Source organism: Leptolyngbya sp. O-77, assembly GCF_001548395.1.
Lineage (GTDB): Bacteria > Cyanobacteriota > Cyanobacteriia > Elainellales > Elainellaceae > Thermoleptolyngbya.
Map to the genome: position 1 here is coordinate 1,447,929 of NZ_AP017367.1, position 25,901 is coordinate 1,473,829.

Sequence of the window (25,901 nt, forward strand, 5' to 3'; positions counted from 1 at the left end):
TGTTACTGAGCGCCATCTGTATGGGAGACGTGCCAGGCATGTCTGATTATGGGGGGCGCACCCCACTCAACCAAAAATTTCCGCCGGAGTCAGCGCAAAGGCAGGCACCACCGTCGATTGAATGGCTTCTGCGTCACTGTAGACCCGGTCTTCGTACTGACCATTCACCCAGAGGCACAGCGTCACCTGTCGGGTTTCAGGATCGACAATCCAATATTCCGCGATGCCGCGTGCTGCGTATTCCGTGCGTTTGTGACGATAGTCGCGGTCACGGTTGACCTGGCCCGGGCTGACCACCTCCACCACCAGCGCCGGGGGCGGCATATCGCGGGTCAGGGTGGCGCGGGAGGCAGCCGCCACAGCCGCTTTTGAGTCTGCCGTATGCACTAGCAAATCGGGAATTCGAGCTGTGGCCCGCCGCCCGGTCACTTCGATTTCTGTGTCTTTGTAGGCTAGAAGCGCGATGGGCAGATGTTTCGCGAATTCAAACAACAGCCTGCGGGCGATATCGTTGTTTGCTTCAGATTCTGGGGGCATTTCGACCAGCGCTCCGTTGACCAATTCGTACCGAGTATCTGTGCCGTCGTTATGGCGCAAATAGTCCTCAAAGGTCAGGCATTGGGATTGGGTGGAGGTGGCTTGGCTCATGGATGCAGCGCTCCGCTTGCACAGGATCGTTGGGGCTATTTTAACGAGATTTCTTAAGCGTCGGGCGATCGCAGCATCGCATCTCCTGTACCGCTGTTTATAAAATTGCTCGCGCTTTTGGTATCCCTATCGAAGATCGGGTAGAAATTCTGGAAGAGTAGACTTGCTGCCTCTGTCCCGCAGGGTTCCCTCCAGGGCAACGATTGCCCGTCGGGGCGATCGCCTTAGAGACAGCTTCATCTCGCCGCGCTGCGAGCGCATCGCCCCACACTCCTCCCTCACTACCCAATCAGTTAGGCAAAGCCCCAGCGCCAGCAGCACCCCGCCGACCCCTGCCACAAACACGCCCAGCGAAAGCTGAATCAGCCAGTTCGCCTGCACCAGCGTCCGCAAGGCCAACAGCAGCGTGCTGGAAACCAACAGTAGCAGCGATCCGTGGGCAACTAGCAGGCTCACGGCAACCATCTGGTGGTGTCGCTTGAGACGGCGATTGCTCCGCCGCAGCGCCAGCAGTGAGCGCTCGGCCCCCCGACCCCACGACTGTTCCAACCGCCAGGGGCGATCGCCCAATCCCTTCAGATCATCTCGCAGCACCTCTCCCCCTGCCCCCCGCAGCAGACTATCCAACCACACCCAGCGCAGCATCAACCCAAGCCACACTGCCGCCCCCACCGCCACCATCAGCACGCTGTTCAAAATCAGTTGGATGAGTTGGGTTGTTTGCTCAATGCTCATTGGCTTGTCGGGAATTGAGGGTTGCCAGGAATCAGGGTTTGTTGAAAATCTGAGAGCAGGAACCTCTGAGAGCAGGAACGAGCCGCAAAACTGACGAAAAAGGAGCTAGGATGCTGACTTTGCCTACCCTTGACAGGTTTAAGGCAGCAGGCAGGCGCAGAAACGAGAGCGAAAACGGAAAAATAAAGTCGGCCTCTGCCTGAGCAAAAACCGACTGTGGCAAGAAGTTGGTTAGTTCAATAGTACTACTCAACTTCAAGTAATGCAACTGTTTTTAGGAACCAGGATCAAGCCCTAAGTTCCGTATTCTAGAGCCTGGATTCTAGAAAAAGGCGGGCTGATGGCGGATCAAGCTGAGGAATTCTTCTCGCGTGCGCTGATCTTCCTGGAACACACCCAGCATGGCGCTAGTGACTGTCCAGGAACCAGGCTTTTGCACCCCGCGCATCACCATACACATATGAGTCGCTTCCATGACCACCGCCACGCCCTGGGGTTCTAGAATGGTTTGCACCGCTTCGGCAATCTGGCGAGTCAGGCGTTCTTGCACCTGGAGGCGGCGAGAATACATTTCCACGATGCGGGCTAGCTTGCTCAGCCCCACCACTTTTTGATTAGGGATGTAGGCGACATGCACCCGACCCATAAAGGGCAGCATATGGTGTTCGCACAGGCTGAAGGCGTTGATATCGCGCACCAGCACCATTTCGTTATGTCCTTCGTCAAAAATTGCGCCGTTCACCAGTTCTTCGAGCGACTGGTTATAGCCACTGGTGAGAAAGCGCATGGCTTCGGCGACTCGCTTGGGGGTCTTGAGCAAGCCTTCCCGCTCCGGGTCTTCGCCTACGCCCAGCAGCATCGTTCGCACTGCGTCGATCATGTCCTCTTGCGACACTTCGGTATGCTCTTGGGCATAGGAGGTTGTGCGATCGGGGCGCACTTCCAGCGTTAGCGTTTCGCCCTGCTTGGGTGTATCAATCGTAGTGGGTGAGGAGTTGGCTCCATTAGATCCGTTCGTAAATCCGTTAGAAGAAGCAATCGTCATAGGTCTTGGGATAAACTCTCCAAAGAAAACAATGAAACTGTTGAAAGAATCAGCCAGTGCCGAACGGCTTGTTCAGCAATCTCTCTGTAAAGCAGTCCCGGTAAAGCAGTCCCGGTAAAACCGTGCTGCTTGGGGGCTGGCTCGGATCTTCACAAGGCTCCCGCACTGGGAACCAGCGTGATTTCTTCAATCACTGCACCAGGGGGGAGCAGGGCAGTATGCACAATCGACTGGGCGACCACGTCGGCAGTGAGCATACGAGAGCGATCGAAGTCGGCTTGCACCGTATCGGTGTCCCAGATTGGCGTATTGACCGATCCGGGCGAAAAGGTGACGACGCGAATCCCGTGGGAGCGCTCCTCGGCTGCCAGGGTTTTGGATAGGGCGATTAGCCCCGCCTTGCTGACGTTGTAGGCTCCCCATCCGGGAAACGCATGGTAGCCTGCGATGGAGGCGATGTTGATAATCACACCCTGGCCGCGATCGCGCATGGTTGGCAGCACAGCCTGAATGCACTGAAAGGCGCTGGTGAGGTTGAGATTGATCACCCGCTGCCAGTCGGCGAGGGGAGTCGTCAGCAAGTCTCTGGTGTAGCCGATTCCGGCGTTGTTCACCAGAATGTCGATGGGGCTGGCGGTGGCGATCGCTCCAATTTTTTCGGCAACCTGATCCAAAACTTCCAGGTCAATGGGGTAGCTGTTGGCCTCTACACCCAGTTCCCGGGCCGCAGCGGCAACTGGCTCCAGCGATTCGGCGGAGCGGGCCACCAGAGCTAGGTTTACCCCCGCTTTGGCAAAGGCGATCGCCGTGGCTGCGCCAATGCCCCGACTGGCTCCGGTGATCAGGGCGCGGGTGGGAAGAGCGTGAGACATGAGTAAAATCCTGAACTGATGGATCAGCGTGAATGGAATAGAAAAAAACAATGGTTAAGCCAGCCTGTAGCCAAAACTTAAAATCGCAGGTGGGTAGCGAACTGGGAGAAACTCCAGTTCCAAGCAGCGGTATGAAGCGGTTGATTAAAGGAACGATTGGTTAAAAGCAGTTGGGTTAGCAGGTGGGTTAAAAAAGTTAGAAAACTGGATTGCTAGCGTCAAAGAGTCCCGAGCTCAAGTCAGGCGTGGGTCTTGGATGAAGCGGCATCTGGCTAATCCGTGCCGTCAGGCATTGCAGTGAGGCGATCGCACGGCGAGTGTCCAGAAGCCAGACCGAATCCATCAGCAATAACTCTATCCAAATCAAAGCCAAGCCCTAATGCCTATGATTAGCATGACCGAAACAGGGCCCTATTAACGAGTATTAAGCGCTACACACCAGAATCGGCTCCAAAATATTAAAAAATGTTACGGATTTGATTTTAACACTCATAAACCGGACTCGACCAATTTCCTCTGCTACGCTAACTGATTTTGTCAAAGGGAGCAGTGGGCAAATCCGTCCTGCCATCTGGCTCCAGGTTCATTCAGAAATCGGGGGGCTGGGCCTATCAGTTCAGCCTCCCCAACTCCTTCCACTCGCTCAAGCCGACATCTCCTGAAAGATTCCAATCTTGCGAAACTTTTGGTAACGCAGGTCACGCCGCTGGGCGTTGGTGAGGCTATCAAGCTGGGCCAGGTTTTCTAAGATAGCGGCCTTGAGAGTAGCGGCAGCCTGAAGCGGGTTGGCGTGGGCCCCGCCCAGCGGCTCCGGCAAGATTTGATCCAGAATGCCAAGCTGTTTCAAATCTTGGGCGGTAATCCGTAGCGCCTCCGCCGCCTGAGGCGATTTGGCTGCGTCTTTCCACAGGATGGCGGCGCAGGCTTCGGGGCTGGCGACCGTGTAGACCGAATGCTCGAACATCATCAGGCGATCGCCCACGCCAATGCCCAGCGCCCCGCCCGAACCGCCCTCGCCGATGACAGTGCAGAGGATCGGCACGTCCAGCCGAAACATTTCGCGCAGGTTATAGGCGATCGCCTCCCCCTGGCCCAGCCGCTCTGCCTCCAGCCCCGCGTAGGCCCCCGGCGTGTCGATAAACGTCAGAATGGGCATCCCAAACCGATTGGCGTGGTTCATCAGCCGCATTGCCTTGCGATAGCCCCCCGGCGAGGCCATGCCAAAATTTCGCGCTACGTTGTCTTTTGTGTCGCGCCCTTTTTGATGCCCTAGCAGCACCACGGGCCGTCCGTCCAGCCGCCCAATGCCGCCCACCAGCGCCCGATCGTCTGTCCCTGTCAGGCGATCGCCATGCAGTTCGATCCATTCATCGGTCATGGCCTGAATATAGTCCAGCGTGCTGGGTCGGCGAGGATGCCGCGCCACCTGGAGCCGCTGCGCTGGGGTCAGGTTTTGAAAAATCTCCTGCCGGAGCTGATCGGCCCGCTCCTCTAGCTTTTGAATCTGATCGGACACGTCTACCTCACTTTCCTCTGCCAGGTCACGGATTTGCTTGATACGCTCCTCCAGATCGACTAGGGGTTTTTCAAAATCCAGCAGCAGGCGACGTTCCGATGTGGGCATGGCTCAGGGTTAGAGGTTGAGAACTAGCTTGGGGTTGAGAACTGGGCTGATCACCCAAGGGTTCATTTTAGCAATCCGTCGTTCTCCACAGTTGCCCCAACAGCTGCGCCAAGGGATTTCAGACATCAAAACTATTGAGCTTTCCTGAGTTGGCCCCAGAAAAAAATTGATGGTAGGACTTACGCAGTTGGACGATTTTTCGCGGGCGCAGCCGGCGAGAAATCGTCCAAAACCTAGAAAACTTATCGCAAGTGCGTAAGTCCTGGATGGTTCTAATGGTTCTAGCTGAGGGATCTGCGGATTGTTCCACGCCGTCCCCTCTTACCTGATTCCCGTTCACCCAATCGGGTGAGCCAGGTAGGTGAGGTAAGGATTGGGGCGATCGCCCTACGATAGGCACGACACTTCTGACAGCTTGGCTAGAGGAGGCAAAGCAGATGCTCAAACACAGCGGCGTTCGTACCATTCCAAATATTCGAGTCGTTGTGGTTGCTTTTGTCGCCGGCCAGTCCCAACGTCTCCAAACTAAAGTTCAGATCTTTCTGATCATTCAGATTTTGCGGCAGTTGCCCATTCTGCGGCAGTTGCTCAGCCCCCCACGCGGAATGCAGCCGGGGCTGCTGATGCGACGAAGCGGCCGATGGGGCGCAGCAAGCTTTTCCAAAGCCCTTTTCAAAGCCTCTGGGCTAAAGGGCGCGGAGGAGTTTGCCCATTGCGGATAGCCCGCGAATAGTCCGTGCAATGGTTCAGCGTTTTGTTTGGGATCGCTGGGCCCTGCGTCCCCTCAGGCGACTTCAAGATTTAGCCAGGTCTAGAGGCTTCTCTGACCTGCATTTGCTTCCGGTTTTAGACACGGTTTGGCGCTTCATCCGCCGTGCCCGCAGGTTGGTTTATAGGCGGGCGGTTGAGGAATCGGCGTTGGGGCAGTTGCCAGAACAGTTGCTAGAGCAGTTGTCGGAACGGTTATAGGAACACTTGTCGGAACGGTTACTGGAACAGTTGTTGGAACGGGCAGGGTGAGTTTGGTTTGCCAAAAGCGGGCGATCGCCCTAGCTCATGCTCTAAATATTCGCCCCCGTTCAAACTCTGGTTGATGCCTTTACCGGCCGCATCGCGGTTACCTCTGGTGCTTCGCTAGTCGAGCCTTGCCACCGCAGCGTGAGCCAAGTTTCGCAGCACATGCAGTGCCCGCAATAGGTTCCTGATACTCTCTACAACTCCGCAGCGCGATCGCCCTAGTGGTGTTTGCCAAGGTTCCAACCCGCTGATTTTACCTCCTCTGAGGGTGCAGATCAGCATTTCCCTCGACGGATGGCGATGGTTTGACCCGGTTTGAGGTTTGACCCGATTTAACGACAGCGACGGGCAGGCAAGCTGGCTTTTGCTGCACCGTGCCCAAAGTCGCCCCTTCATCTCACCATTCACCCCTGGAGTCTTGCTCATGAAAACGATTCATAAACCCGGCGACCTAGAGCCGAAGCCGGGTTCTGCAACCAGTCTGGCAATTGACGGCAGTTGTTCCCGCAGATCTCGCTGGGCAAGGCTCTGGGACAGCTTGCTGGATCATCTATTGAGTCCTCTCCTGAGCTATGCAGGCGACCCTGGCGAACCGCGTGTTTGGTTCGAGCGCGATCGCAATGGGGAAAGCTGGTGGTGTGCCCATGACCCGGTGACGGGCGATCGCGTCCGCTGCCACACGGGCACAGAACTCCGTGCCTGGTTGGAATCTCGGTACAATCGCCCCTCTAGCCGCTCGACTCACACCGCCCGCAGCATCGTGCCACCGATTCATCGCTGGTAGGCTGCTGGGAGATGGGAACGCAAGCGTCAGGACTGAAGGCCCTGATCCGTGACGCTTGCGCCCAACTCTTCCCGGCTTCTATTCACCCAACGGCGGCCATCGCTCGACCTCCCCATCTTTGAAATTTCCAGAATTTCCGCAATTTCCAAAATCTCCGAATCTCTGACACCCAAATCTCTCAAACCTATGAAACCCTGGCTTACGAAAAACACGATTTCAGCCGAATCGCGGGAGTTATTTTGGCTGGCGCTGCCGCTGGCAGGGGCGCAACTGTCGCAGTCGGCGACGGGCTTTGTCGATACGGTGATGATGGGTCGGCTGGGCAGCGAGTCGCTAGCGGCGGGCGGGTTGTGTGCGACCTATTTTGTGGCGCTGCTGCTGCTGGGCGGGGCGATCGTGGCGGCGGTCAGCCCGCTGGCGGCGGAGGCCTACGGGGCGAATAATCCACAGCGGGTCGGCGCGGTGAATCGGCAAGGACTCTGGCTGGCGCTGCTGCTGAGTCTTCCCATGACGGTGCTGATCTGGCATGGCGACGCGGTGCTGAGCCGCACGGGGCAGTCGGCAGAGATGCTGGATCTGGGGCGGCCCTACTTGCGGGCGATCGCCCTCGGCTATCTCCCCGGTGTGGGCTTTGCGGCGCTGAAAAGCACCGTGTCGGCCTTGTCGCGCCCCCGGCCGATCATTCTGATCATGCTGGGCGGAATGCTCATCAACATGACGCTAAACTATACGCTAACGCTCGGTAAGTTTGGGCTGCCGCAGTTGGGGCTAGCAGGCATTGGCTGGGCCAGCGCGATTTCGCTGTGGAGCATGTTTGGGGCGATCGCCCTCTACATCCTGCGGCAAGCGTCGCTGCGCCCCTACGCCCTACTCAATCATCTGCATCGGTTTGAACCCAAGCTGTTTCGGGAACTGGTGCGAATTGGGTTCCCCATCGGCATTCTGGCTGCCATCGAGGTGGGCCTGTTTACCGTTACCACGTTTCTGATCGGGCAACTGGGAACCGTGCCGCTGGCGGCCCACCAAGTAGCGCTGCAAACGGCCGCCGTCACGTTCACCATTCCGCTGGGGATTTCCTTTGCCACGACCGTCCTCGTCGGTCAACGCCTCGGCCAGCGCCAGTTTCCTCTGGCTAAGCTGGCCGGATACCTGGGCATTGGCATGGGCAGTCTATTTATGGCCATCATGGCGCTGATTTTCTGGCTGATGCCGGAAACCATCGTGTCGCTTTATATCGACGTGCGCGACCCGGCCAACAGGGAAGTGGTAGAACTTGCCAAAAAGCTGCTCTGGGTAGCGGCTATGTTCCAACTGGTAGACGGCATCCAGGTCACGGCGACGGGCGCACTGCGGGGACTGAAGGATACGCAAGTTCCCATGCTGATTGGGCTGCTTGCCTACTGGGGCGTAGGGCTGACCAGCGGCTACTGGCTGGGTATCCAGGCGGGATTGGGAGCGGTTGGTCTGTGGTGGGGGCTGGCCTTGGGGCTGACCGTCGCGGCGATTATCCTGCCCTGGCGATTTAGCCGCGCCAATCCGCTCAAGCTAGAGGACGGTCTGGCGAGTTCAGGCTCCTGAGGCGATGGCGGATTACGGCTCTACGCGCACGGGCGTTCCCACTTCCACCAGGGCATAGAGCGCCAGCACGTCTTCGTTTCGCAGGCGGACGCAGCCGTTGGATGCCGCCTGCCCGATGGAGGAAACCGTCGGCGTGCCGTGGAAACCGATCACGCCGTTGGGCAGTTCTGCAAAGCCAATCCAGCGTAAGCCCAGGGCGCTGTCTGCTCCTGGCTGGCGAATTTCGCCTGTCCAGGGGTTCTGCCAAGTCGGGTCTTCGATCATTTCAAAAATGGTGAACTCGCCAGTTGGGGTGGGGGTGCTGGGCTTGCCAACCGCAACCGGAAAGCTGCCTAACATGGTGTCGTATTGATAGGCAAACACGCGCCGCTGGCTGATGCTGAGGACAAGATGGGTCGCTTTGGTGCGGGGTGCGGGCGTGAACTGCTCCACATCCCACAGCGGCGGTAGCTCCGGCAGCGTCGTGTTGTAATAAATTGGCAGGGGAGCAGTGGGAATCGCTTGACCGGAGGTCGGGCCACTGGTGGAAACGGGATAGGCTTCAGCGGCGGGTTTGCTGGCAGCAGGAGAGGAAAGGAGGGCGATCGCCCCCAACACCAGCGCACTTGATAACCCCCTGCCTCCTCGCGATCTGATCCACCGCGGGCTATTCTGTCCAGATCCCCAGCCTGGTTGATTCCAATGCATAACACGCTCCTCATTCCACACGTTCACACTATCCTGCCCAGGAATTCGCAAAAGATTTCGCTGCTACGCCGCTGGACGGGAATCATGGCACAGGATTTCTGCACAGGATTTCTGTACATGATTATGGTCAAGAATCAGCGATGCTGCCAAGAGCAAGGGGCTGCCAAACACAGGGGTTCGGCGGTCAAGAGTATATCGATTTTGGATTTTGGGTTTTGGGTTTTGGATTTTGGCTTGCTAGTCAACTGTCTATGGGGCCTCCAGTCATTTCATTCGTGGCGCTGCTCAGGAACATTGATGTTACAGATCAGCGATTTTGGATCAAGAATGCAACAAAGCTGTAAGCTTTCAGGTCAAACGGGGGCGCTGCCTGTATAATTTCAAGACTCGTCAGGCTTAAGGTGTTTAAGGCGGGTAAATGGAGAATTGCAAGGGCGATCGCCCGCAGTTCGCGCTAGTTTTTTAATTTTTTCTGCTTGTTTTTATTTGCTTGTTTTTATAGGCTATGAATCACGACCCCTTTATCGTCAAACCCGGTTCAAAAGTTTCTTTGAAAAAAGACTACGACCCTGGCTATACCGGAGACTATACCGAAAAAGCCGCAGCACAGGAAAAGCTGAAAAAAGGCGTAGAGCGGCTGGCAAAATATCAGGATGTCCTCTATGCCCAAAATATCTATGCGCTGCTGCTGATCTTTCAGGCAATGGATGCGGCTGGCAAAGACAGCACGATCAAACACGTCATGTCGGGGGTCAATCCCCAGGGTTGCCAAGTCTATAGCTTCAAGGCTCCGTCAGATGAGGAACTCGACCACGACTACTTGTGGCGATCGTTTAAGGCGCTGCCAGAGCGGGGACGGATTGGCATTTTCAACCGATCGCACTATGAAGAGGTGCTGGTGGTGCGGGTGCATCCCGAAATTTTGCAAAAGCAGCAGTTGCCCAAATCGGCCCTCACGAAAAATATTTGGAAGCAGCGGTTTGAGGAGATTAATAACTTTGAAAAATATCTGGTGAACAACGGCATTATTGTCCTCAAATTTTTCCTAAATGTGTCCAAAGAGGAGCAGAAAAAACGGTTTCTGGAACGTATCGAGCGTCCAGAGAAAAACTGGAAATTTTCTGCGGCGGATGTCAAAGAGCGGGGGCTTTGGAACGACTATATGCGGGCCTACGAGGAGATGTTTTCCCACACCAGCACCGAACACGCGCCCTGGTACATTATTCCTGCGGATCACAAGTGGTTTACGCGGCTGGCGGTGGCAGAAATTATTGGCGATCGCCTCTCACAACTCGATCTGCACTACCCCGTGCCCACAGACGTTCACATGAAAGATCTGCTAGAAGCTAAAAAGATTCTCGACGCAGAAGAGTAACCCACCCCATGCCCACGCTCCTCCTGGTTGACGGCCACTCCCTCGCCTTCCGCTCCTACTACGCCCATGCCAAAAACCGCGACGGCGGGCTGCGAACCAAAACGGGCATTCCCACCAGCGTTTCCTTCGGGTTTATGAAGGCGCTGCTGGACACAATGGAGCAGGAAAAGCCAGACTATGTGGCGATCGCCTTTGACCCCGGCGAACCCACCTATCGCCACGAAGCTGACCAAACGTATAAAGAAGGGCGACCCGACGCGCCGGAAGATTTTCTGCCGGATTTATCAAACTTGCAGGAACTCTTGCAGGCGCTGAAGCTGCCTGTGATCGCAGTTCCCGGCTATGAAGCCGACGACGTGATCGGCACCCTCAGCCGCAAGGCCGTGGCCGACGGGTTTCGGGTGAAGGTGCTGACGGGCGATCGCGACTTGTTTCAACTGATCGACGACGAGCAACTTACCGTCCTCTACCTCAGCACCACCTTCGGCAAAGGCACACCCCCGCCCCGCGAGTTTGGCCCCCAGCAGGTGAAAGACAAAATGGGCATCACGCCGCAGCAGGTGGTCGATTACAAAGCCCTCTGCGGCGACGCTTCCGATAATATCCCCGGTGTCAAGGGCATCGGCGACAAAACCGCCGTCTCTCTGCTGACCGACTTTGGCTCCCTCGCAGAAATCTATAGCCACCTCGACGACCCCCGCATCAAAAGCGCCGTCCGCAAGAAGCTAGAAGAGGGCCGCGATGCCGCTCTGCATTCACAATACCTGGCACAAATTCACCTGGACGTGCCCCTCGCTCTCCGCCCCGAAGACTGCAAACTGCAAGCCTTCGACGATGCCGATGTCGTCCCGCTTCTAGAAAAACTCGAATTCCGCTCCTTCCTCAACCGCCTGCAAAAGCTCCACAGCCAGTTTTCTGGTGATGGCGCGACCCAGCAGCCTAGTGCCCCAAACGCCGCCCCAGCGCTCCAGCACTCCAGCACCCCAGCCTCCTCCGAAGACGACGATCTCTGGTTCTTTAGCGCCGAAGACACTGCCACCTTCCAGGGCTACGCCACCACGCCCGTCCAGCCGCAAATCATCGACACGCCCGACAAGCTCAGCGCCCTGGTGAACACGCTGCAAACCTGCACTGACCCCGCCGCGCCCGTCGCCTGGGACACGGAAACGACCGCCCTGGAACCCCGCGATGCTGTGCTGGTGGGAATTGGCTGCTGCTGGGGGCCGGGCGAGGCGGACGTGGCCTACATTCCCACCGGGCACGCCCAGGGAACAAATCTGGATGTGGCAATAGTGCTAGAGGCGCTGCGCCCGATTTTGGAGAGTGCGGACTATCCCAAAGCCCTGCAAAATGCCAAGTTTGATCGGCTGGTTCTGCGCTGTCAGGGCATTCACCTGGCGGGTGTGGTGTTTGACACGATGCTGGCTAGCTACGTGCTGAACCCCGAAGGCAGCCATAATCTGACCGATCTGGGGCGCAAGTATCTAAACCTAAACGCTCAGAGTTACGATGACCTAGTGCCCAAGGGCAAAACCATTGCCGATGTCTCCATTCCCAAGGTCGCCAACTATTGCGGCACGGATGTTTACTCTGTGTTTCACCTTGTCCCCAAGCTGCGGGCAGATCTGGCGCAAATTCCCCGGCAGACGGAACTGCTGGAAACCGTGGAGCAGCCGCTCGAACCCGTGCTGGCAGAGATGGAATACACAGGCGTTCGCATTGACCAAGACTATCTCAAGGCATTTTCCAAAGCCCTGGAGCAAGACCTGAAGCGGATCGAGGAGCAGGCTTACGAGGCAGCGGGGCAAACTTTTAATCTGGGGTCGCCCAAACAACTGAGTGTGCTGCTCTTTGACACGCTGGGGCTGGACAAGCGCAAGTCCAAAAAGCGGGCGACGGGCTACTCCACGGATGCCTCTACGCTCGAAAAGCTCCAGGGTGACCATCCCGTGGTAGACCTGATCCAGGAACACCGCACCCTGTCGAAGCTGAAATCGACCTATGTAGACGCGCTGCCCAGCCTGGTGCGCCCCGACACGCAGCGAGTGCATACCGACTTCAACCAGACGATTACGGCAACAGGGCGGCTGTCGTCGTCGAACCCCAATTTGCAAAATATCCCGGTGCGAACGGAGTTTAGCCGCCAGATTCGCAAGGCGTTTATTCCGGCCGAGGGTTGGCTGCTGGTGGCGGCCGACTATTCGCAGATTGAACTCCGCATCCTGGCGCACCTGAGTAGCGAGCCGATTCTGATTGAAACCTACCAGAACAATGGCGATGTGCATACCGTCACCGCCCAACTGCTGTTTGAAAAAGAGGACATCACACCGGACGAACGGCGGATGGCCAAGACGATTAACTTTGGCGTGATTTACGGCATGGGGGCACAGCGGTTTGCGCGAGAGTCGGGCTTTAGCCAGGCCCAGGCAAAGACGTTTATCGATCGCTTCTATGAACGCTACTCCCGTGTGTTCGGTTATTTGCAACAGATGCAGCAAGAGGCGATCGCCCGTGGGTATGTGGAAACCATCCTCGGTCGCCGCCGCTATTTCAACTTTGGCAGCGAAAGCCTGAAGGCATTGCGGGGAAGAAGCCCCAGCGAGATCGATGTAAACAAAATTCGCCTGCGCGACCAGTACGACGCACAGTTGCTCCGCGCCGCCGCCAACGCACCGATCCAGGGGTCTAGCGCCGATATCATCAAGCTCGCTATGATCCGGCTGCACAACCTGCTAACGGATCGCCGGGCCAACCTGCTGCTGCAAGTGCATGATGAACTGGTGTTTGAAGTGCATCCCGACGAGTGGGACGACTTGCAGCCGCAAATCCGCGCCGCGATGGAGTCTGCGGTTGACCTGAAAGTGCCGCTCAAAGTGGAAATGCACGCCGGACAAAACTGGATGGAGGCGAAGTAAATCTGCGGTAGGATTCTGCAAGATTTTTCCAATTCACCCACCCCATCCACGACTTAAAGAGATTGCACTAATGGGCAACGGCTGGAAACACTGGCAACGGCGATATCGAGCAGCTTTGGCAGGGGCGATCGCCCTTCTGGGAATCACCACCTCCGCCCAGGCAAACCCCACCAGCCATCTCAGACCTGTTGAACTGCGCGGGGTTTGGCTTACCAATATCGACAGCGAGGTGCTGTTTTCCAGCCGCAACCTCGTTGTGGGGCTGCGTCGCCTGTCTCGCCTGCATTTCAACACGGTTTATCCCACCGTCTGGAACGGTGGCTACACCCTCTATCCCAGCCCCACTGCCCAGGCGACCTTCGGGATTGCCCTCGATCCCTATCCTGGCTTGCAGGGGCGCGACATGCTGGGCGAGGTCGTCGTCGAAGGTCGTCGGCTGGGCATGGCGGTGATTCCCTGGTTTGAGTTTGGGCTGATGGCTCCGGCGGGGTCTGAACTGGCGGCCCAGCATCCCGACTGGCTCACCCAGCGGCAAGACGGCACGCAGGTTTGGATGCAGGGCAACGAACCCCGCGTCTGGCTCAATGCCGCCCATCCCGGCGTGCAGGACTTTATGGTGAATCTGCTGTCGGAAGTGGTGGAGCGATATCGCGTAGACGGCATTCAGCTAGACGACCACTTTGGGATGCCCGTGGAAATGGGCTATGACCCCTACACCGTGGCGCTCTATCGGGCAGAACACAACGGCGCAGACCCGCCTGCCGACCCCGAAGACCCCGACTGGGTGCGCTGGCGAGCCAACCATATTACTCGCCTGTTTCGCCGCATCGTGGCCGAGGTGAAGGCGCGAAACCCCAACGCGATTATTTCTCTGTCGCCCAATCCCCGCGAGTTTGCCTACGAGCGCTACTTGCAAGACTGGGGCACCTGGGAGCGGCGCGGCCTGGTCGATGAGCTAATCGTGCAGGTCTATCGCAATGACCTAGGGCGCTTTGAGATGGAGCTAGACCGACCAGATGTGCAGGTGGCGCGGGAGTATCTGCCCGTCAGTATTGGCATCCTGGCGGGGCTGAGGGGGCGCATCACGCCGATCCGCCTGATTCAGCGGCAGGTCAGGGAAACGCGCGATCGCCACTATGCTGGGGTCGCTTTCTTCTTTTATGAAACCCTGGGCGATCGCGACCGAGAATTTCAGCGCCTCTTCCCCTTTCCTGCCCGTCGCCCCATCCCGCCAGATTTGGGATTTTGAGGATTAGTGGCGGTAGGGCTTACTCCGAAAACCCTGGGCCGACTCTCCAACCCCGAACCCCAAACCCCTAAACTGAGGAAAGTACGCAAGAACATTACGCTGGGAGCAGACCCGATGCTGTCGAAGGGCTTTGAAATCGAGATGTACACAGGCACGCCCCAAGGCGACATTGTGGGATTCTCTGACAAGATTGTGGCTGCCCTAGACGGGTTTATGCGAGAACCAGACACGCGCAACGTGGAATACACCACGCCGCCGCTGCATCGCTACGAGCGGCTGCTATGTGAGCTGGTTCGTCCTCGGCTGCGGCTGCGATCGTTTCTCAAGCGGCTGGGCAACTACACGCTGATTCCCGGCAGCACCCTGTCTCTGGGTGGCAGCGACCAGTTTCACCGATCTGATCCGGCTAACCCCTACCACAGCTTTATCGAGCGTACCTACGGCACAACGGTTGTCACGGCTAGTGTGCATATCAACGTGGGGATTGCTGATCCAGAGGTGCTGATGCGGGCCTGTCGCCTGATTCGCGCCGAGGCTCCGCTGTTTCTGGCGCTGAGTGCTGCTTCCCCATTTCTAGACGGACAGCCGACAGGCAACCACTCTAGCCGCTGGCGCGTGTTCCCCAAAACGCCGCAAGAGGTGCCCCTGTTTGAAAGCCACGCCCACTACATCCGCTGGACAGATGAACAGCTTAAGCTAGGCACTATGCAAAACGTGCGCCACCTGTGGAGTTCGGTGCGGCCGAATGGCGATCGCCGTCCCTATTCTCTCAATCGGCTGGAACTCCGTATCTGCGATCTGGTGAGCGATCCGGTGGCGCTGCTGGCAATTTGCGCCCTGCTGGAAGCCCGGATTCTTCAGGTCATGGAAAATCCCGACCTCGACCCACTGGTGCAAAGCGACCTGCCCAGCGCCACGCGGGCCGCCGACCTGGTAGAACTAGCCGATGCCAACGAAGACGCTGCCGCGCAACACAGCCTGGATGCGGAACTGCGGCACTGGCAAGATGGGCGGGTGCTGCTGGCGCGAGACTGGGTAAGCCTGCTGCTCGAAGAAACCCTGCCCACAGCTAAGCAAAACGGCTTCGGCTGCTTCCTCCAGCCGATTCACAAAATTTTGCGGGAGGGCAACGAAGCCCAGCGCTGGCTGCGGCTGGTCGATCAGGGCTGGGATGCACGTCAGGTGATGGTGCAGGCGATCCGCGACACCGAAGCCGTGGAAATGGCACTGGCGGAGGAGTTGTGCGAGCCGGGCGTAGATCTCAGCGTGCCAGACGATGAGCCGTGTCTGGCGCTGGTTCCTTAGGACACGACCGAGTCATTGCTAATCCAGATTGCGCCCGGTCAGCTCCACAAAGATATCCTCCAGGTTGGACGGGCGCACCATCATCCCGGCTTTATTTGGCTGCGCTTCAAAAAAGGCGTTGGCCTCTGCCATTGTGGGAAAGAACTTGTAATCCCAGCGATCGCCATCCTGTTTCATCACCAGCCCCTCGCCGTGCTGGTGGCGCAGTTCTTCCAGCGTGCCCAGAGCGATTAGCTTGCCGCTGTCCATAATGCCGATGCGGTTGGGCACGGCGTAGCTGCCAAAGCTGGAGCCGCAGAGATATTCCACCTCTTCCATGTAGTGCGTCGTCAGCAGAATCGTCATGCCCTGCTGATTCAGCCCTTTGATGATTTCCCAGAGGCGGCGGCGGGTTTGTGGATCGAGTCCGACAGTCGGCTCGTCCAGAAACAAAATGCGCGGCTCGTGCAGCAGGGCGCGGGCGATTTGCAGTCGGCGCTTCATGCCGCCAGACAGCGTTTTCACCAGGTCATTGCGGCGATCGCTCAGTTCCACATACTCCAGCCAGCGGTCGATCTCGCGCTGGCGGCGGGGATTGGGGATATGGTGCATCCGACCGTGAAATTCCATGTTTTCCCACACGGTCAGATCCACATCCACGCTCATCTGTTGTAACACCACGCCAATTTGCTGCTTCACCAGCACGGGCTGCTGCGCTACGTCATAGCCTGCCACTTCGATGCGTCCGCTCGTGATTCGCGTCAGCGTGGTCAACATACGAATCGTGGTCGATTTGCCCGCGCCGTTTGGCCCCAGCAGCCCAAAGATTTCCCCCGGCTGAATCGTAAAAGACAGGTCGTTGACCACAGGCGTATTGCCGTAGACCTTGGTGACGTGTTGAAGGGCGATCGCCGCTGTCATAGTTCAGGGTTGGAAGTTGAAGATTGGAGGTTGGGCAGGAAACATGATGCGCGTCAGCGTTTCTTTACATAAGGTAACATCCCTAGTAGCCTCAAATCCTGGCTATAAAACCCTGACAATTTGGCAAAATTTCTCAGGCTGGGGGTTGACGAGGTTTTGCAAACTTCGTTACAGTTAGCGATAAGTTGAAATGAATTCAACTTGCAAGCATCTCGTTTTCAAACATCTTGTGCTGAGCAACCTGGTTCTACAGCTACTGAGCTTTGTTATGTCGATTCAAGTCCGCTACTTTTACTTTTGGTTTAGCAAGGTTCACCTGGGGTGAGTCCAGCTTGACCTGGAACCTTGGGTGAACCGCAGAGCGCAACCTCTGCGGTTTTTGCATTTTAAGCGGTCTTTCTTAAGCAGCCAGTCTCCCCTTGCATCCCCAACTTACGTTCAAACCCATGAGCCATACGCCCCGCTACTTTTACTTTTACTTTTTTTGGACCAGGGAACGCCCCGGGTAAGTTGCTCATGCGCGATTATGCGACCATGCAACCCGGGGCCTCTAGAGGTTCCGGGTTTTTGTTTTGGACTTTAGATTTTGGGGTTTGGATTTTAGATTTTAGGTTTTGGATTTTGGTTCGCTCCCATTTACGGTCTAGTTCTCTTCTCATCTTTTACGTCTAACCAGGAGATTCTTCCCATGCAAAAAGCAAAGCTGACCCTTAAGACCGAACCCAGCCACAGTAGCGTCATTCAGATTTCCGACCAGGTTTCGGCGGGCGGGTCAGAACTGCTCCTCATCGGCGGGCCCTGTTCCGTCGAAAGCCGTGCCCAGATGGATGCGGTCGCCAGTCGCCTTTCGGTGGCGGGCGTGCAGGCGCTAAGGGGCGGGGTCTACAAGCCGCGCACCTCGCCCTACGATTTCCAGGGCATGGGACGCGAAGGGCTAGAAATTTTGGCGGCAGTGCGCGATCGCACGGGAATGCCCGTCGTCACCGAAGTCATGGCGGTTTCCCAGATCGAAGAAATTGCCGCCTATGCCGATGTGCTGCAAGTGGGCAGCCGCAATATGCAAAACTTTGACCTGCTGAAGGCGCTGGGTCAGGTAGACAAGCCAATTTTGCTGAAGCGGGGCCTAGCGGCAACCATTGAAGAATTCGTGATGGCGGCGGAATATATCCTCGCCCACGGCAACGAGAAAGTGATGCTGTGCGAACGCGGCATCCGCAGCTTCGACACTTACACGCGCAACGTGCTGGATCTGGGGGCAGTCGTGGCGCTGAAGCAAATCACCCACCTGCCCGTGATTGTAGACCCCAGCCATGCCGCTGGAAAGCGGGAACTGGTGCCGAACCTGGCCCTGGCGGCGATCGCCGCTGGAGCCGACGGGCTGATTATCGAGTGCCACCCCGACCCCGAAAAATCTGTTTCCGATGCGCGTCAGGCATTGTCCTTCGATGAGATGGTGACAATTGTGGAAAAAGTGAGAGCGATCGCCCCCGTTGTCGGCCGCACCCTTCCCCCCGTTCAGGAGCCGCTGCCGCAAATTGTCGTTGCATAGTCAGGAAAAAGAGAGAAGAACGAAGAGGGAAAAACGAAGAGGTTCTGTTTTTCGTTCTTCGTTCTTCGTTCTTCGTTCTTTCCGCCCTATCACTCTCCCACCACCGTCACATCCACCAGCGTATTGTCGCTGGGACGCGCAATCCCGCTATCTAGGGCTGGGCGGAACTGCAAGCCAGCCTGCGCTAAACATTGCACCAGCTCCGTGTAAGCATAGTTTGTGGGCGCGGGCTGCTGCACCTCGGCGCGAGACACGCGCCCGTCTGCCTCAACCGCCAGCCGCAGCGTCACGGGTGCGCCAAAGCCCGCCACACTGTCGGGAAACAGTGGGCAGGAGTTGGGCTGAGTCGGGTCGGCGAGGACGCTGATGCGGCTGGTCAGCAGTTCGGCATTTTCTTCGGGGATGTCGGCTGTTTCCTGCGGCGACAAGTGGCGCACGGTCACCACGCTCAGCGTCAGGCTAGTAGGCGTGGGCTGGCGACCAATCACCACTTCGCCCAGGTCGTCTTCTGGGCCGGTGTCTGGGCCGCTGGCGGGTGTGTCGATGCCCGGTGCGCCACTGCCCGGAACCGGATTTGCAGCCGCGTCTCCAGGGTTATTGACCGGGTTGCCGCCCTCAGTTGGGTTTTGTCCTGGCGTGGGGAAGGGTGGCTCGGTGGACTCGCTGGGCTGGCTCACGTCAGGAAAAGGGCGTGGAGGCGGCAAAGGCTCTCGCCCCAAGACGGGCGGCGGCTCCGGCGGAATAAAGGGAGACGGCTGCACCGGGACGGGCGACGGCCGCTGGGGCGCTGGCGTGGGGATGGGCGTAGGTGTTGGGATGGGCGTTGGAGGTGACACCACTGGAGGTGACGCGATCGGGCTAGGCGGTGGTGTTTCCACGGGCGTAGGGGCAGGGGCAAGCACCGCAGGCGGGATGGCAGCAGGCGCAGGCGGCGGTGGGTTCACCGGAAGAGGGGACGGCGCTGGTGTCGCAGCAGGGGGCGGGGCAGGCACTTCAGCCGGGGCTGGGGCGACAGGGCTGGCAGGCACGGTTGCAGGATCAGGAGTCGTATCTGGGGCGATCGCCCCTACATCCACCAGCTCGATCGGGGTCGCCGTGCCTCCCCCTCTAGACTGCTCAGCGACAGTCTTCAGCGAGGGCAGCACTGCTAGCAGCAAGAGAACATGCAGCACCACCGACCCCGACCACACCCGCGACCACAGCCCAGACGGGTCTTCATGTCGCCGCTGCACGGGTACTGGAAACGGAGAAAAATCGCTGGTGGCGGGGGAATGCGTCATGGGGAATGCAGGGGGCGTGCATCATCTGGGAAGTGTAGGAGGGCGATCGCAAAACGCTTCAGCCGAATCACTTAAATGCCCAGCATCGTCAAACTGGAGCTTCAGGACGAAAAAGGAGGCTGCAATGTCCCAGCCGATCATAACGAGTTGTAACAAAATAGACGGCTTGTCGGCTCAAATGGCTTCACCGAGCTTTTGCCTGCATCGGGTGTATACTACGGAGCCGGAGCAGGACAGGACTTTGCGATTGCTCGCGGCTGCCAAAAATCTTAAAAAACAGTTAATAACCTTTAGAAATATAAATGCATGTTATCGAGAGGCCAAGAAGTTTCAACTTTTAGCTTATTGAATCGGTTTCATTCCCTGATATATTTTGTCTTGAACCCGTGATCAGGGCAGTTTGCAGGTCGCTCAACGTCAAGTCTGTTCAACCCTTTGCCCTGAACATAAAGACTTTGTTAATGCCAGTCCGCTGCGCTGAGATTATGCCCTGAGAGCGCGGCTAGCGGTATGTCGCCTGTGCCGTATTGCACAGGCAGGGTTTTGTACGCTCTGAAAACAGTGATTCACAGGAAGGGAAACGATGTCTTATTCGCAAACCAAGACCCAGGCAAAAGCTGGGTACCAGGCTGGGGTTAAGGACTACCGCCTGACTTACTACACCCCCGACTACACGCCCAAAGACACGGACATTCTGGCCGCCTTCCGGGTCACCCCTCAGCCCGGTGTGCCGCCCGAAGAAGCGGGTGCAGCCGTTGCGGCTGAGTCCTCGACTGGCACCTGGACGACCGTGTGGACTGACCTGCTAACTGACCTCGATCGCTACAAGGGTCGTTGCTACGATATCGAACCCGTTCGCGGTGAAGACAATCAGTTCATCGCCTACATTGCCTACCCTCTGGATCTGTTTGAAGAAGGCTCTGTTACCAACATGCTTACCTCCATTGTGGGGAACGTATTTGGTTTCAAAGCTCTGAAGGCCCTGCGATTGGAAGACTTGCGAATCCCTGTAGCCTACCTCAAGACTTTCCAGGGACCGCCCCACGGCATCCAGGTCGAGCGTGACAAGATTAATAAGTACGGTCGTCCCCTGCTGGGCTGCACCATCAAGCCTAAGCTGGGTCTGTCGGCAAAGAACTACGGTCGTGCAGTGTACGAGTGTCTGCGCGGCGGTCTGGACTTCACCAAAGACGACGAAAACATCAACTCTCAGCCCTTCCAGCGCTGGCGCGATCGCTTCACCTTCGTCGCTGAAGCTATCCACAAGGCACAAGCTGAGACTGGTGAAATCAAGGGGCACTACCTCAATGTGACCGCCGCCACCTGCGAAGAAATGCTGAAGCGGGCTGAGTATGCGAAAGAACTCAATATGCCCATCATCATGCATGACTTCTTGACCGCAGGCTTCACAGCTAACACTACTCTCTCCAAGTGGTGCCGCGATAACGGTGTCTTGCTGCATATCCACCGTGCCATGCACGCTGTGATCGACCGCCAGAAGAATCACGGGATGCACTTCCGCGTACTGGCAAAATGCTTGCGGATGTCCGGTGGTGACCACATCCACACCGGAACCGTGGTGGGCAAGCTAGAAGGCGACAAAGCCGTGACGCTTGGCTTTGTGGATCTCTTGCGTGAAAACTACATCGAGCGTGACCCCTCAAAGGGCATCTACTTCACCCAGGACTGGGCCTCCATGCCGGGTGTGATGGCAGTTGCTTCTGGCGGGATTCACGTCTGGCATATGCCCGCGCTGGTGGAAATCTTCGGCGACGATGCCGTGCTTCAGTTTGGCGGCGGCACGCTGGGTCACCCCTGGGGCAACGCACCTGGTGCAACGGCAAACCGTGTTGCTCTGGAAGCCTGCTTACAAGCTCGCAACGAAGGTCGCGACCTGATGCGCGAAGGCGGCGACATCATCCGCGAAGCTTGCCGCTGGTCGCCCGAACTGGCTACCGCTTGCGAACTGTGGAAGGAAATCAAGTTCGAGTTTGAGGCGGTGGATACCGTCTGATGAGAAGGGCTGACAGGTGAGGAATAGGGAATGGAATTGATGCTTGGTTTACGCTCTCAACCCCGAATTGAGGGTATAAGTATTAGCACTCATTCTTTATTCCTCAGCGTTCAACCTTTCACCCCCTCGGGGTCAACTGCATGGATCTTAGACAGATCGCAAAGGAAACGAGCAAGACGCTAATCAGCTACCTGACGTTTCAGGCAATGCGGACGGTGATGGCTCAGCTCAGCGAGACTGATCCACCCCGTGCCCTACGGCTGCATGAGTTCTCTCGCCGCGAACGGATCGAAAACAGTGAGTCCTACCTCCAGGCTCTGTTCAAAGAGGATCAGGCCCTTGCCTTTCGGATTTTGACCGTGCGAGAGCATATTGCCGAGGAAATTGCTGACTTTTTGCCAGAGATGCTTCGTACAGGCATCCAACAGGCAAATACGGAGCGACGCTGTGAGCAGCTTGAGCGAATGACGCAGCTTGACCCCGGTGCTACAAGTACCCATCCAGAACAAGATTCAACGTCTGAAGACTAGAGAATAGAGGAATCCATGAAGACTTTACCCAAAGAGCGCCGTTACGAAACCTTTTCCTATCTGCCTCCGTTGACCGACGCACAAATTGCCCGTCAGATCCAGTACACGCTCGACCAGGGTTATTTCCCTTGCATCGAGTTTAATGAAGATTCTGCGGCTGAGATGCACTATTGGACGATGTGGAAGCTGCCATTGTTTAATGCGACTTCTCCTCAAGAGGTGCTGAATGAGGTGCAGCAATGCCGTTCAGAATTCCCGAACTGCTATATCCGGGTGGTTGCGTTTGACAATATCAAGCAGTGCCAGGTGATGAGCTTCATTGTTCATAAGCCTGGTAACAACAACAACTACGGCGGTGGCTATCGCTACTAATGCTGGATTGGTCAATGCCTGGTTGATTGGTGGCTAGAGTTGCGAATTGGTAGAGAGGTGTTGCGTGGGTTAGTCCATGCAGCACCTTTGCTTTTGTGGAGCGACATCGCCCCACGATCGAACGCTCCTCATCCCACCGTTACATCCAGCACCATCATCAGCACAAAGCCCACCATCACGCCGACTGTTGCGGCTTTTTCATAACCCAGACGGTGCGATTCGGGAATAATTTCATCGCTGATGACAAACAGCATCGCGCCCGCTGCAAAGCCCATCGCCAGCGGCAAGATTGCTGAAAACAGAGAAACCGCCATTGCCCCCAAGATGCCACCTACCAGTTCCACCAAACCCGTGAGCAGGCTGATGAATAGCGCTCTGGGCTTGGAATAATTTTCAGACAGCAGTGAAATAGCGACCACCAGTCCTTCTGGAATATTTTGCAGCGCGATGCCCAGCGCTAGCGCAATGCCGTTGGAAATATCGTCGCCGCCGAAGCCGACACCCACTGCTAAACCTTCAGGAAAATTGTGAATGGCGATCGCCATCACAAATAGCCACACCCGCTTCAGGTTCACAGCGCTGCTGCCCTCGCGCCCCTTAAAAAAGTGTTCGTGCGGAAAGTAACGATGGCTCAGCCAGAGGAAGAGTCCGCCCAGCCCGATGCCCAGCGACACAATCAGTGCCGCGTAGGCATTGCTACCCGTCCTTTCAGTCGCCGCCTCCAGCCCTGGAATCACCAGCGAAAATGCCGTTGCCGCCAGCATTACGCCCGCCCCAAAGCCCAGCATGATGCCCTGGGTGTTTTTGGTGATTTTTTCAAACAGGAAAATGGGCAGTGCGCCTAGACCTGTAGCGAGGCCCGCGATGCCGCTGCCAAGGATACCGAGGGTAATGGTGTCGAGGGAGTCGAGCATGGGAAAGAACGGTAGAGATTGAGGAAGGCAATGGGGCGATCGCTGTTGGTCATTTCAGCCTCTCCTCGTCATTCCAACACCTCAAATCTCTGTCACTCGTACCGTCGGCCGCGCCATTGTGTGGGTTTGCGGCTGGCAGAGCGGAGGATGCGGAGGGCAGCCAGCGGATCGGCGAGGGGCGAAAGCCAAAAGGCAAGGGGGAAACGGCTGCCGGGGCGATCGTAGGCGGTGCGGATGCCGAACTGGGTGCCGAGGCGCAGCAGGAGCAAACAGAGGTTGAGTGCCAGCAGTGCGAGGAACGTTGGTGAGGCAGCGGTGGGACGGATAGCCAGAATCGTTAGCACAGTCGGAACCAGCAGCCAGGGCAGCGCCTGCACCACAAGCAAAAATGCCACGTCGCTCCAGGTTTGGGCGGGGGTGCTGGCATCTTTGAGGTCGAGCGATCGCCCCCATTCGCGCCAGGTTTCGCCTATACCCTCGTACATACGGACTTTTAGCACACTGGAGCCGTCGAGAAACCCAACCTTTGCGCCGCGTCGTGCTGCCTCGCGCACCAGCGTCACATCATCACAAAAGGACTGGCGGGCGCTGGTGTAGCCGTCGAGGGATTCCAGGAGCGATCGCCGAATCAGGCAACACTGACCATTCGCCATCGTGCGCTCAGGCCCGTCTGCTGGACTTCCCGCCGCCCCAAACCGATAGATCAGCGTCATCAGCAGCGCGGGTTGCAGCCACCACTCCCCAGGCTGCTTCAGGATAAATTGTGGCGCGAGAGTAATCAGGTCGTAGCCCTGTTCCTGAGCGGCGTGAAGCAGAGCAGGAATCAGCCCTGGCTGCGGCTGCGTGTCGGCATCGATGCCGAGAACCCAGTCGCTCTGAGGGCTACTGTGGAGAAATCCGGTGTGCAGCGCCCAGGGGCGACCGACCCAATCCGCAGGCAGCGGATCGTCATACACGACGCGAAATCGCGGGTCTCGCTGAGCCGCCGCTTTCACCAAATCCACTGTGCCGTCCTGAGAATGGCTATCGACGACGATCGCCTCTCGCAGCTCATAGCCCTGGCGCGTCAGCCCGTCGAGGCAAGGCTGGAGGCGATGTGCTTCATTCAGTGTGGGAATGATGACGCTGACGGTTCCCAGCATGGCAGGCGTGGCGTTCTGGGGACGCAGCGGGGAAGCGCGACGGGCAGCGCTGAGCAGACGGGTCAGCAGCAGCGCCAAGGCTGGAATCTGAACCACGAGAAGCACGAGGGCGATCGCCCCCAGCCAGCCCGCCAGTTCAGCTTGCGACGGTGCCAGGTTCAGATCGCTCAATTGGCACTTGCTCCGACGCGGACTGAAGACTTGAGGGAGGCCTCGGCGGCTGCCGATTTTTCACTTAGCAGATAGCTCTGCCGCCAGCACAACACCGCCGGAATCACGCCCAACAAAATGCCCAGCAGCACTGGAATCCAAAACCCAAAGGCGAGGCTCATCACCATTGCAAAGGCAAAATTGCCCAGATAAACCGTCAGCGGAAAGTTCAGTTGGATCGCCTGAGGCTTGGCGACGTTCCGCCCCCAAAGCAGCACTGCAACCGTCATAAACACCGCCCCCGTGCCGAGCCAGCCGACAAAGTTCTGGTACGGCATTCCAAAAAACGCACCGGGCTGATGCCAGTACCAAAAGGGCATGGCGGTCTGACTCATGGCAGGATCTAGCACAAAGTCCCAGGAGGTGAGCAGCAGCGCACCCAAAAACACGGCCGCCGCGCCCCGTGCAACGGTCAGCAGTCCAGAAGTCGGCTTGTCGGTTTCCAGCCCAGCCCGCGCCAGCAAATAGGACGACAGCCCCAGGTAATACCAGGACAGGGGAATGGTGAAGGGAACCAGTCCGTTGATTTTGTAGCCCAGTCCGCTGAGATAGCTGTAGTGCCCAAATGGAAAGCCCGTGCTGGTGCCCAGCAATTCACTGGTGAGAGACAACCCCACAGAGCAGACCAGGAACGTGAGCCACGCCCGCAGACCCAGCGTGCGATAGGCATAGATCGAAACGGCGATCGCCCCCAGCAAGATGTACACCACACCGCCGCCCGCCATGCTCCAGCGAAACAGCGTTTGCCCAGCAGGCACATGGGTCAAAAATTCGGGATGGGGCATGACCAGCAGCAGCCCTGCCAGCCCAAACGCCATCGCTACAAGATGCCCAATCAAACACGCCCGCTCAATTCCAACCAATCTCTGCATAGTTGCTCCGTGTAGGCTTGCGCTCAGTCTAGTAGGCTTAACGTACTGCTTGAGCTAATCAATCGACCATCAACTGAACCGATAGAGTACGCAAGAATCCGCCGTCTACCAAATCCTAGAATCCAAGCAGCGTGGGCGGATTACAGCGCTAAAGAATTCTGGAGGGAATACGGGACGCAGGAAATCTGACACTTACGATTCTGCGACTACGACTTTGAAGATTTAGGGACAATTGATAGCAATAACAGCTTTTATAAAAATTAAAAAATTAGGAATTCCGAGTG

Annotated in this window: 24 protein-coding genes; 12 read left to right on the forward strand and 12 right to left on the reverse strand. The window is 57.3% G+C overall.

The genetic code is table 11. From position 1 onward, the window contains the following. Window positions 1-66: 66 nt before the first annotated feature. The 5 genes from O77CONTIG1_RS06170 to O77CONTIG1_RS06190 form a co-directional block, all read right to left on the reverse strand. Window positions 67-648 (reverse strand): Uma2 family endonuclease, encoded by a 582-nt coding sequence (locus O77CONTIG1_RS06170; protein WP_068508938.1) that lies wholly within the window; start codon window positions 646-648, stop codon window positions 67-69. A gap of 126 nt (window positions 649-774) precedes the next feature. After that, window positions 775-1,383, reverse strand: coding sequence for a hypothetical protein (locus tag O77CONTIG1_RS06175; RefSeq protein ID WP_068508941.1), 609 nt, complete (start codon window positions 1,381-1,383; stop codon window positions 775-777). Between the two features lie 322 nt (window positions 1,384-1,705). Then, window positions 1,706-2,428, reverse strand: coding sequence for a GTP cyclohydrolase I FolE (folE, locus tag O77CONTIG1_RS06180; protein WP_068508943.1), 723 nt, complete (start codon window positions 2,426-2,428; stop codon window positions 1,706-1,708). A 149-nt stretch (window positions 2,429-2,577) separates the two neighbouring features. Next, window positions 2,578-3,300, reverse strand: coding sequence for an SDR family oxidoreductase (locus O77CONTIG1_RS06185; RefSeq protein WP_068516118.1), 723 nt, complete (start codon window positions 3,298-3,300; stop codon window positions 2,578-2,580). Window positions 3,301-3,943: 643 nt separating this feature from the next. After that, window positions 3,944-4,924 (reverse strand): acetyl-CoA carboxylase carboxyltransferase subunit alpha, encoded by a 981-nt coding sequence (locus O77CONTIG1_RS06190; protein ID WP_068508945.1) that lies wholly within the window; start codon window positions 4,922-4,924, stop codon window positions 3,944-3,946. A 437-nt stretch (window positions 4,925-5,361) separates the two neighbouring features. Between O77CONTIG1_RS06190 and O77CONTIG1_RS06195 the strand changes: the two genes are divergently transcribed. Then, window positions 5,362-5,646: a hypothetical protein gene (locus tag O77CONTIG1_RS06195; RefSeq protein WP_068508949.1), complete on the forward strand. Its 285-nt coding sequence runs from the start codon at window positions 5,362-5,364 to the stop codon at window positions 5,644-5,646. A 19-nt stretch (window positions 5,647-5,665) separates the two neighbouring features. Then, window positions 5,666-5,893, forward strand: a complete 228-nt coding sequence (locus O77CONTIG1_RS06200) for a hypothetical protein (RefSeq protein WP_068508951.1) — start codon at window positions 5,666-5,668, stop codon at window positions 5,891-5,893. Window positions 5,894-6,058: 165 nt separating this feature from the next. On the opposite strand, the gene O77CONTIG1_RS24235 is transcribed toward O77CONTIG1_RS06200, so the two are convergent. After that, window positions 6,059-6,367: a hypothetical protein gene (locus tag O77CONTIG1_RS24235; RefSeq protein WP_156434985.1), complete on the reverse strand. Its 309-nt coding sequence runs from the start codon at window positions 6,365-6,367 to the stop codon at window positions 6,059-6,061. Between O77CONTIG1_RS24235 and O77CONTIG1_RS06205 the strand changes: the two genes are divergently transcribed. Further along, complete coding sequence (locus O77CONTIG1_RS06205; RefSeq protein ID WP_068508953.1) at window positions 6,366-6,725, forward strand: hypothetical protein; 360 nt, start codon at window positions 6,366-6,368, stop codon at window positions 6,723-6,725. The two genes, O77CONTIG1_RS24235 and O77CONTIG1_RS06205, sit on opposite strands and share 2 nt — an antisense overlap. Before the next feature lie 186 nt (window positions 6,726-6,911). Next, window positions 6,912-8,303: an MATE family efflux transporter gene (locus tag O77CONTIG1_RS06210; protein WP_068508955.1), complete on the forward strand. Its 1,392-nt coding sequence runs from the start codon at window positions 6,912-6,914 to the stop codon at window positions 8,301-8,303. Between the two features lie 12 nt (window positions 8,304-8,315). On the opposite strand, the gene O77CONTIG1_RS06215 is transcribed toward O77CONTIG1_RS06210, so the two are convergent. Next, complete coding sequence (locus O77CONTIG1_RS06215) at window positions 8,316-8,990, reverse strand: L,D-transpeptidase family protein (RefSeq protein WP_084782267.1); 675 nt, start codon at window positions 8,988-8,990, stop codon at window positions 8,316-8,318. A gap of 505 nt (window positions 8,991-9,495) precedes the next feature. Between O77CONTIG1_RS06215 and O77CONTIG1_RS06220 the strand changes: the two genes are divergently transcribed. From O77CONTIG1_RS06220 to gshA, 4 genes are all read left to right on the forward strand, one after another. After that, window positions 9,496-10,365 carry a polyphosphate kinase 2 family protein gene (locus tag O77CONTIG1_RS06220; RefSeq protein ID WP_068508959.1) on the forward strand — a complete coding sequence of 290 codons (870 nt, stop codon included), beginning with the start codon at window positions 9,496-9,498 and terminating at the stop codon, window positions 10,363-10,365. Between the two features lie 8 nt (window positions 10,366-10,373). Then, on the forward strand, window positions 10,374-13,280 hold the full coding sequence (gene polA, locus O77CONTIG1_RS06225) for a DNA polymerase I (RefSeq protein ID WP_068508961.1): 2,907 nt from the start codon (window positions 10,374-10,376) through the stop codon (window positions 13,278-13,280). A gap of 70 nt (window positions 13,281-13,350) precedes the next feature. Beyond that, window positions 13,351-14,529, forward strand: a complete 1,179-nt coding sequence (locus O77CONTIG1_RS06230) for a glycoside hydrolase family 10 protein (RefSeq protein WP_068508963.1) — start codon at window positions 13,351-13,353, stop codon at window positions 14,527-14,529. 114 nt (window positions 14,530-14,643) lie between these two features. Beyond that, entirely contained in the window at window positions 14,644-15,834 is a 1,191-nt protein-coding gene (gene gshA, locus O77CONTIG1_RS06235; RefSeq protein WP_068508965.1) for a glutamate--cysteine ligase, read from the forward strand. Window positions 15,835-15,852: 18 nt separating this feature from the next. Here gshA and O77CONTIG1_RS06240 read toward each other — a convergent pair whose 3' ends face one another. Next, complete coding sequence (locus tag O77CONTIG1_RS06240) at window positions 15,853-16,734, reverse strand: ABC transporter ATP-binding protein (RefSeq protein ID WP_068508967.1); 882 nt, start codon at window positions 16,732-16,734, stop codon at window positions 15,853-15,855. Window positions 16,735-17,422: 688 nt separating this feature from the next. Here O77CONTIG1_RS06240 and aroF point away from each other — a divergent pair. Next, window positions 17,423-18,283, forward strand: a complete 861-nt coding sequence (gene aroF / locus O77CONTIG1_RS06245; protein ID WP_068508968.1) for a 3-deoxy-7-phosphoheptulonate synthase — start codon at window positions 17,423-17,425, stop codon at window positions 18,281-18,283. Between the two features lie 89 nt (window positions 18,284-18,372). Here the strand turns inward: aroF and O77CONTIG1_RS06250 are convergent, their stop codons facing one another. Further along, window positions 18,373-19,563, reverse strand: coding sequence for a hypothetical protein (locus tag O77CONTIG1_RS06250; protein ID WP_068508970.1), 1,191 nt, complete (start codon window positions 19,561-19,563; stop codon window positions 18,373-18,375). A gap of 583 nt (window positions 19,564-20,146) precedes the next feature. Here O77CONTIG1_RS06250 and O77CONTIG1_RS06255 point away from each other — a divergent pair. The 3 genes from O77CONTIG1_RS06255 to O77CONTIG1_RS06265 all read left to right on the forward strand — a co-directional run bounded on the left by O77CONTIG1_RS06255 (window position 20,147) and on the right by O77CONTIG1_RS06265 (window position 22,479). After that, entirely contained in the window at window positions 20,147-21,577 is a 1,431-nt protein-coding gene (locus O77CONTIG1_RS06255) for a form I ribulose bisphosphate carboxylase large subunit (protein ID WP_068508972.1), read from the forward strand. Window positions 21,578-21,717: 140 nt separating this feature from the next. Then, complete coding sequence (gene rcbX / locus O77CONTIG1_RS06260; protein WP_068508974.1) at window positions 21,718-22,107, forward strand: RuBisCO chaperone RbcX; 390 nt, start codon at window positions 21,718-21,720, stop codon at window positions 22,105-22,107. 15 nt (window positions 22,108-22,122) lie between these two features. Further along, window positions 22,123-22,479, forward strand: coding sequence for a ribulose bisphosphate carboxylase small subunit (locus O77CONTIG1_RS06265; RefSeq protein ID WP_068508976.1), 357 nt, complete (start codon window positions 22,123-22,125; stop codon window positions 22,477-22,479). Between the two features lie 128 nt (window positions 22,480-22,607). Here O77CONTIG1_RS06265 and O77CONTIG1_RS06270 read toward each other — a convergent pair whose 3' ends face one another. The 3 genes from O77CONTIG1_RS06270 to cruF form a co-directional block, all read right to left on the reverse strand. Further along, window positions 22,608-23,393 (reverse strand): ZIP family metal transporter, encoded by a 786-nt coding sequence (locus O77CONTIG1_RS06270; protein WP_068508979.1) that lies wholly within the window; start codon window positions 23,391-23,393, stop codon window positions 22,608-22,610. A 92-nt stretch (window positions 23,394-23,485) separates the two neighbouring features. Then, window positions 23,486-24,706, reverse strand: a complete 1,221-nt coding sequence (cruG, locus tag O77CONTIG1_RS06275; protein ID WP_317134217.1) for a 2'-O-glycosyltransferase CruG — start codon at window positions 24,704-24,706, stop codon at window positions 23,486-23,488. Further along, entirely contained in the window at window positions 24,703-25,617 is a 915-nt protein-coding gene (cruF, locus tag O77CONTIG1_RS06280; RefSeq protein ID WP_068508981.1) for a gamma-carotene 1'-hydroxylase CruF, read from the reverse strand. Before cruF ends, cruG begins: the two co-directional genes overlap by 4 nt. Window positions 25,618-25,901: the final 284 nt, after the last annotated feature.

Excerpts from the sequence above, each read along its gene's own strand:
- folE (WP_068508943.1), bottom strand. The coding sequence starts at position 2,428 with ATGACGATTGCTTCTTCTAACGGATTTACGAACGGATCTAATGGAGCC.
- O77CONTIG1_RS06215 (WP_084782267.1), bottom strand. The coding sequence starts at position 8,990 with ATGCATTGGAATCAACCAGGCTGGGGATCTGGACAGAATAGCCCGCGG.
- polA (WP_068508961.1), top strand. The coding sequence starts at position 10,374 with ATGCCCACGCTCCTCCTGGTTGACGGCCACTCCCTCGCCTTCCGCTCC.
- O77CONTIG1_RS06230 (WP_068508963.1), top strand. The coding sequence starts at position 13,351 with ATGGGCAACGGCTGGAAACACTGGCAACGGCGATATCGAGCAGCTTTG.
- O77CONTIG1_RS06200 (WP_068508951.1), top strand. The coding sequence starts at position 5,666 with ATGGTTCAGCGTTTTGTTTGGGATCGCTGGGCCCTGCGTCCCCTCAGG.
- cruF (WP_068508981.1), bottom strand. The coding sequence starts at position 25,617 with ATGCAGAGATTGGTTGGAATTGAGCGGGCGTGTTTGATTGGGCATCTT.
- gshA (WP_068508965.1), top strand. The coding sequence starts at position 14,644 with ATGCTGTCGAAGGGCTTTGAAATCGAGATGTACACAGGCACGCCCCAA.
- aroF (WP_068508968.1), top strand. The coding sequence starts at position 17,423 with ATGCAAAAAGCAAAGCTGACCCTTAAGACCGAACCCAGCCACAGTAGC.
- O77CONTIG1_RS06265 (WP_068508976.1), top strand. The coding sequence starts at position 22,123 with ATGAAGACTTTACCCAAAGAGCGCCGTTACGAAACCTTTTCCTATCTG.
- O77CONTIG1_RS06220 (WP_068508959.1), top strand. The coding sequence starts at position 9,496 with ATGAATCACGACCCCTTTATCGTCAAACCCGGTTCAAAAGTTTCTTTG.
- O77CONTIG1_RS06210 (WP_068508955.1), top strand. The coding sequence starts at position 6,912 with ATGAAACCCTGGCTTACGAAAAACACGATTTCAGCCGAATCGCGGGAG.
- O77CONTIG1_RS06255 (WP_068508972.1), top strand. The coding sequence starts at position 20,147 with ATGTCTTATTCGCAAACCAAGACCCAGGCAAAAGCTGGGTACCAGGCT.
- O77CONTIG1_RS06240 (WP_068508967.1), bottom strand. The coding sequence starts at position 16,734 with ATGACAGCGGCGATCGCCCTTCAACACGTCACCAAGGTCTACGGCAAT.
- O77CONTIG1_RS06175 (WP_068508941.1), bottom strand. The coding sequence starts at position 1,383 with ATGAGCATTGAGCAAACAACCCAACTCATCCAACTGATTTTGAACAGC.
- O77CONTIG1_RS24235 (WP_156434985.1), bottom strand. The coding sequence starts at position 6,367 with ATGAGCAAGACTCCAGGGGTGAATGGTGAGATGAAGGGGCGACTTTGG.
- O77CONTIG1_RS06270 (WP_068508979.1), bottom strand. The coding sequence starts at position 23,393 with ATGCTCGACTCCCTCGACACCATTACCCTCGGTATCCTTGGCAGCGGC.
- O77CONTIG1_RS06250 (WP_068508970.1), bottom strand. The coding sequence starts at position 19,563 with ATGACGCATTCCCCCGCCACCAGCGATTTTTCTCCGTTTCCAGTACCC.
- O77CONTIG1_RS06170 (WP_068508938.1), bottom strand. The coding sequence starts at position 648 with ATGAGCCAAGCCACCTCCACCCAATCCCAATGCCTGACCTTTGAGGAC.
- O77CONTIG1_RS06185 (WP_068516118.1), bottom strand. The coding sequence starts at position 3,300 with ATGTCTCACGCTCTTCCCACCCGCGCCCTGATCACCGGAGCCAGTCGG.
- O77CONTIG1_RS06205 (WP_068508953.1), top strand. The coding sequence starts at position 6,366 with ATGAAAACGATTCATAAACCCGGCGACCTAGAGCCGAAGCCGGGTTCT.
- rcbX (WP_068508974.1), top strand. The coding sequence starts at position 21,718 with ATGGATCTTAGACAGATCGCAAAGGAAACGAGCAAGACGCTAATCAGC.
- O77CONTIG1_RS06190 (WP_068508945.1), bottom strand. The coding sequence starts at position 4,924 with ATGCCCACATCGGAACGTCGCCTGCTGCTGGATTTTGAAAAACCCCTA.
- O77CONTIG1_RS06195 (WP_068508949.1), top strand. The coding sequence starts at position 5,362 with ATGCTCAAACACAGCGGCGTTCGTACCATTCCAAATATTCGAGTCGTT.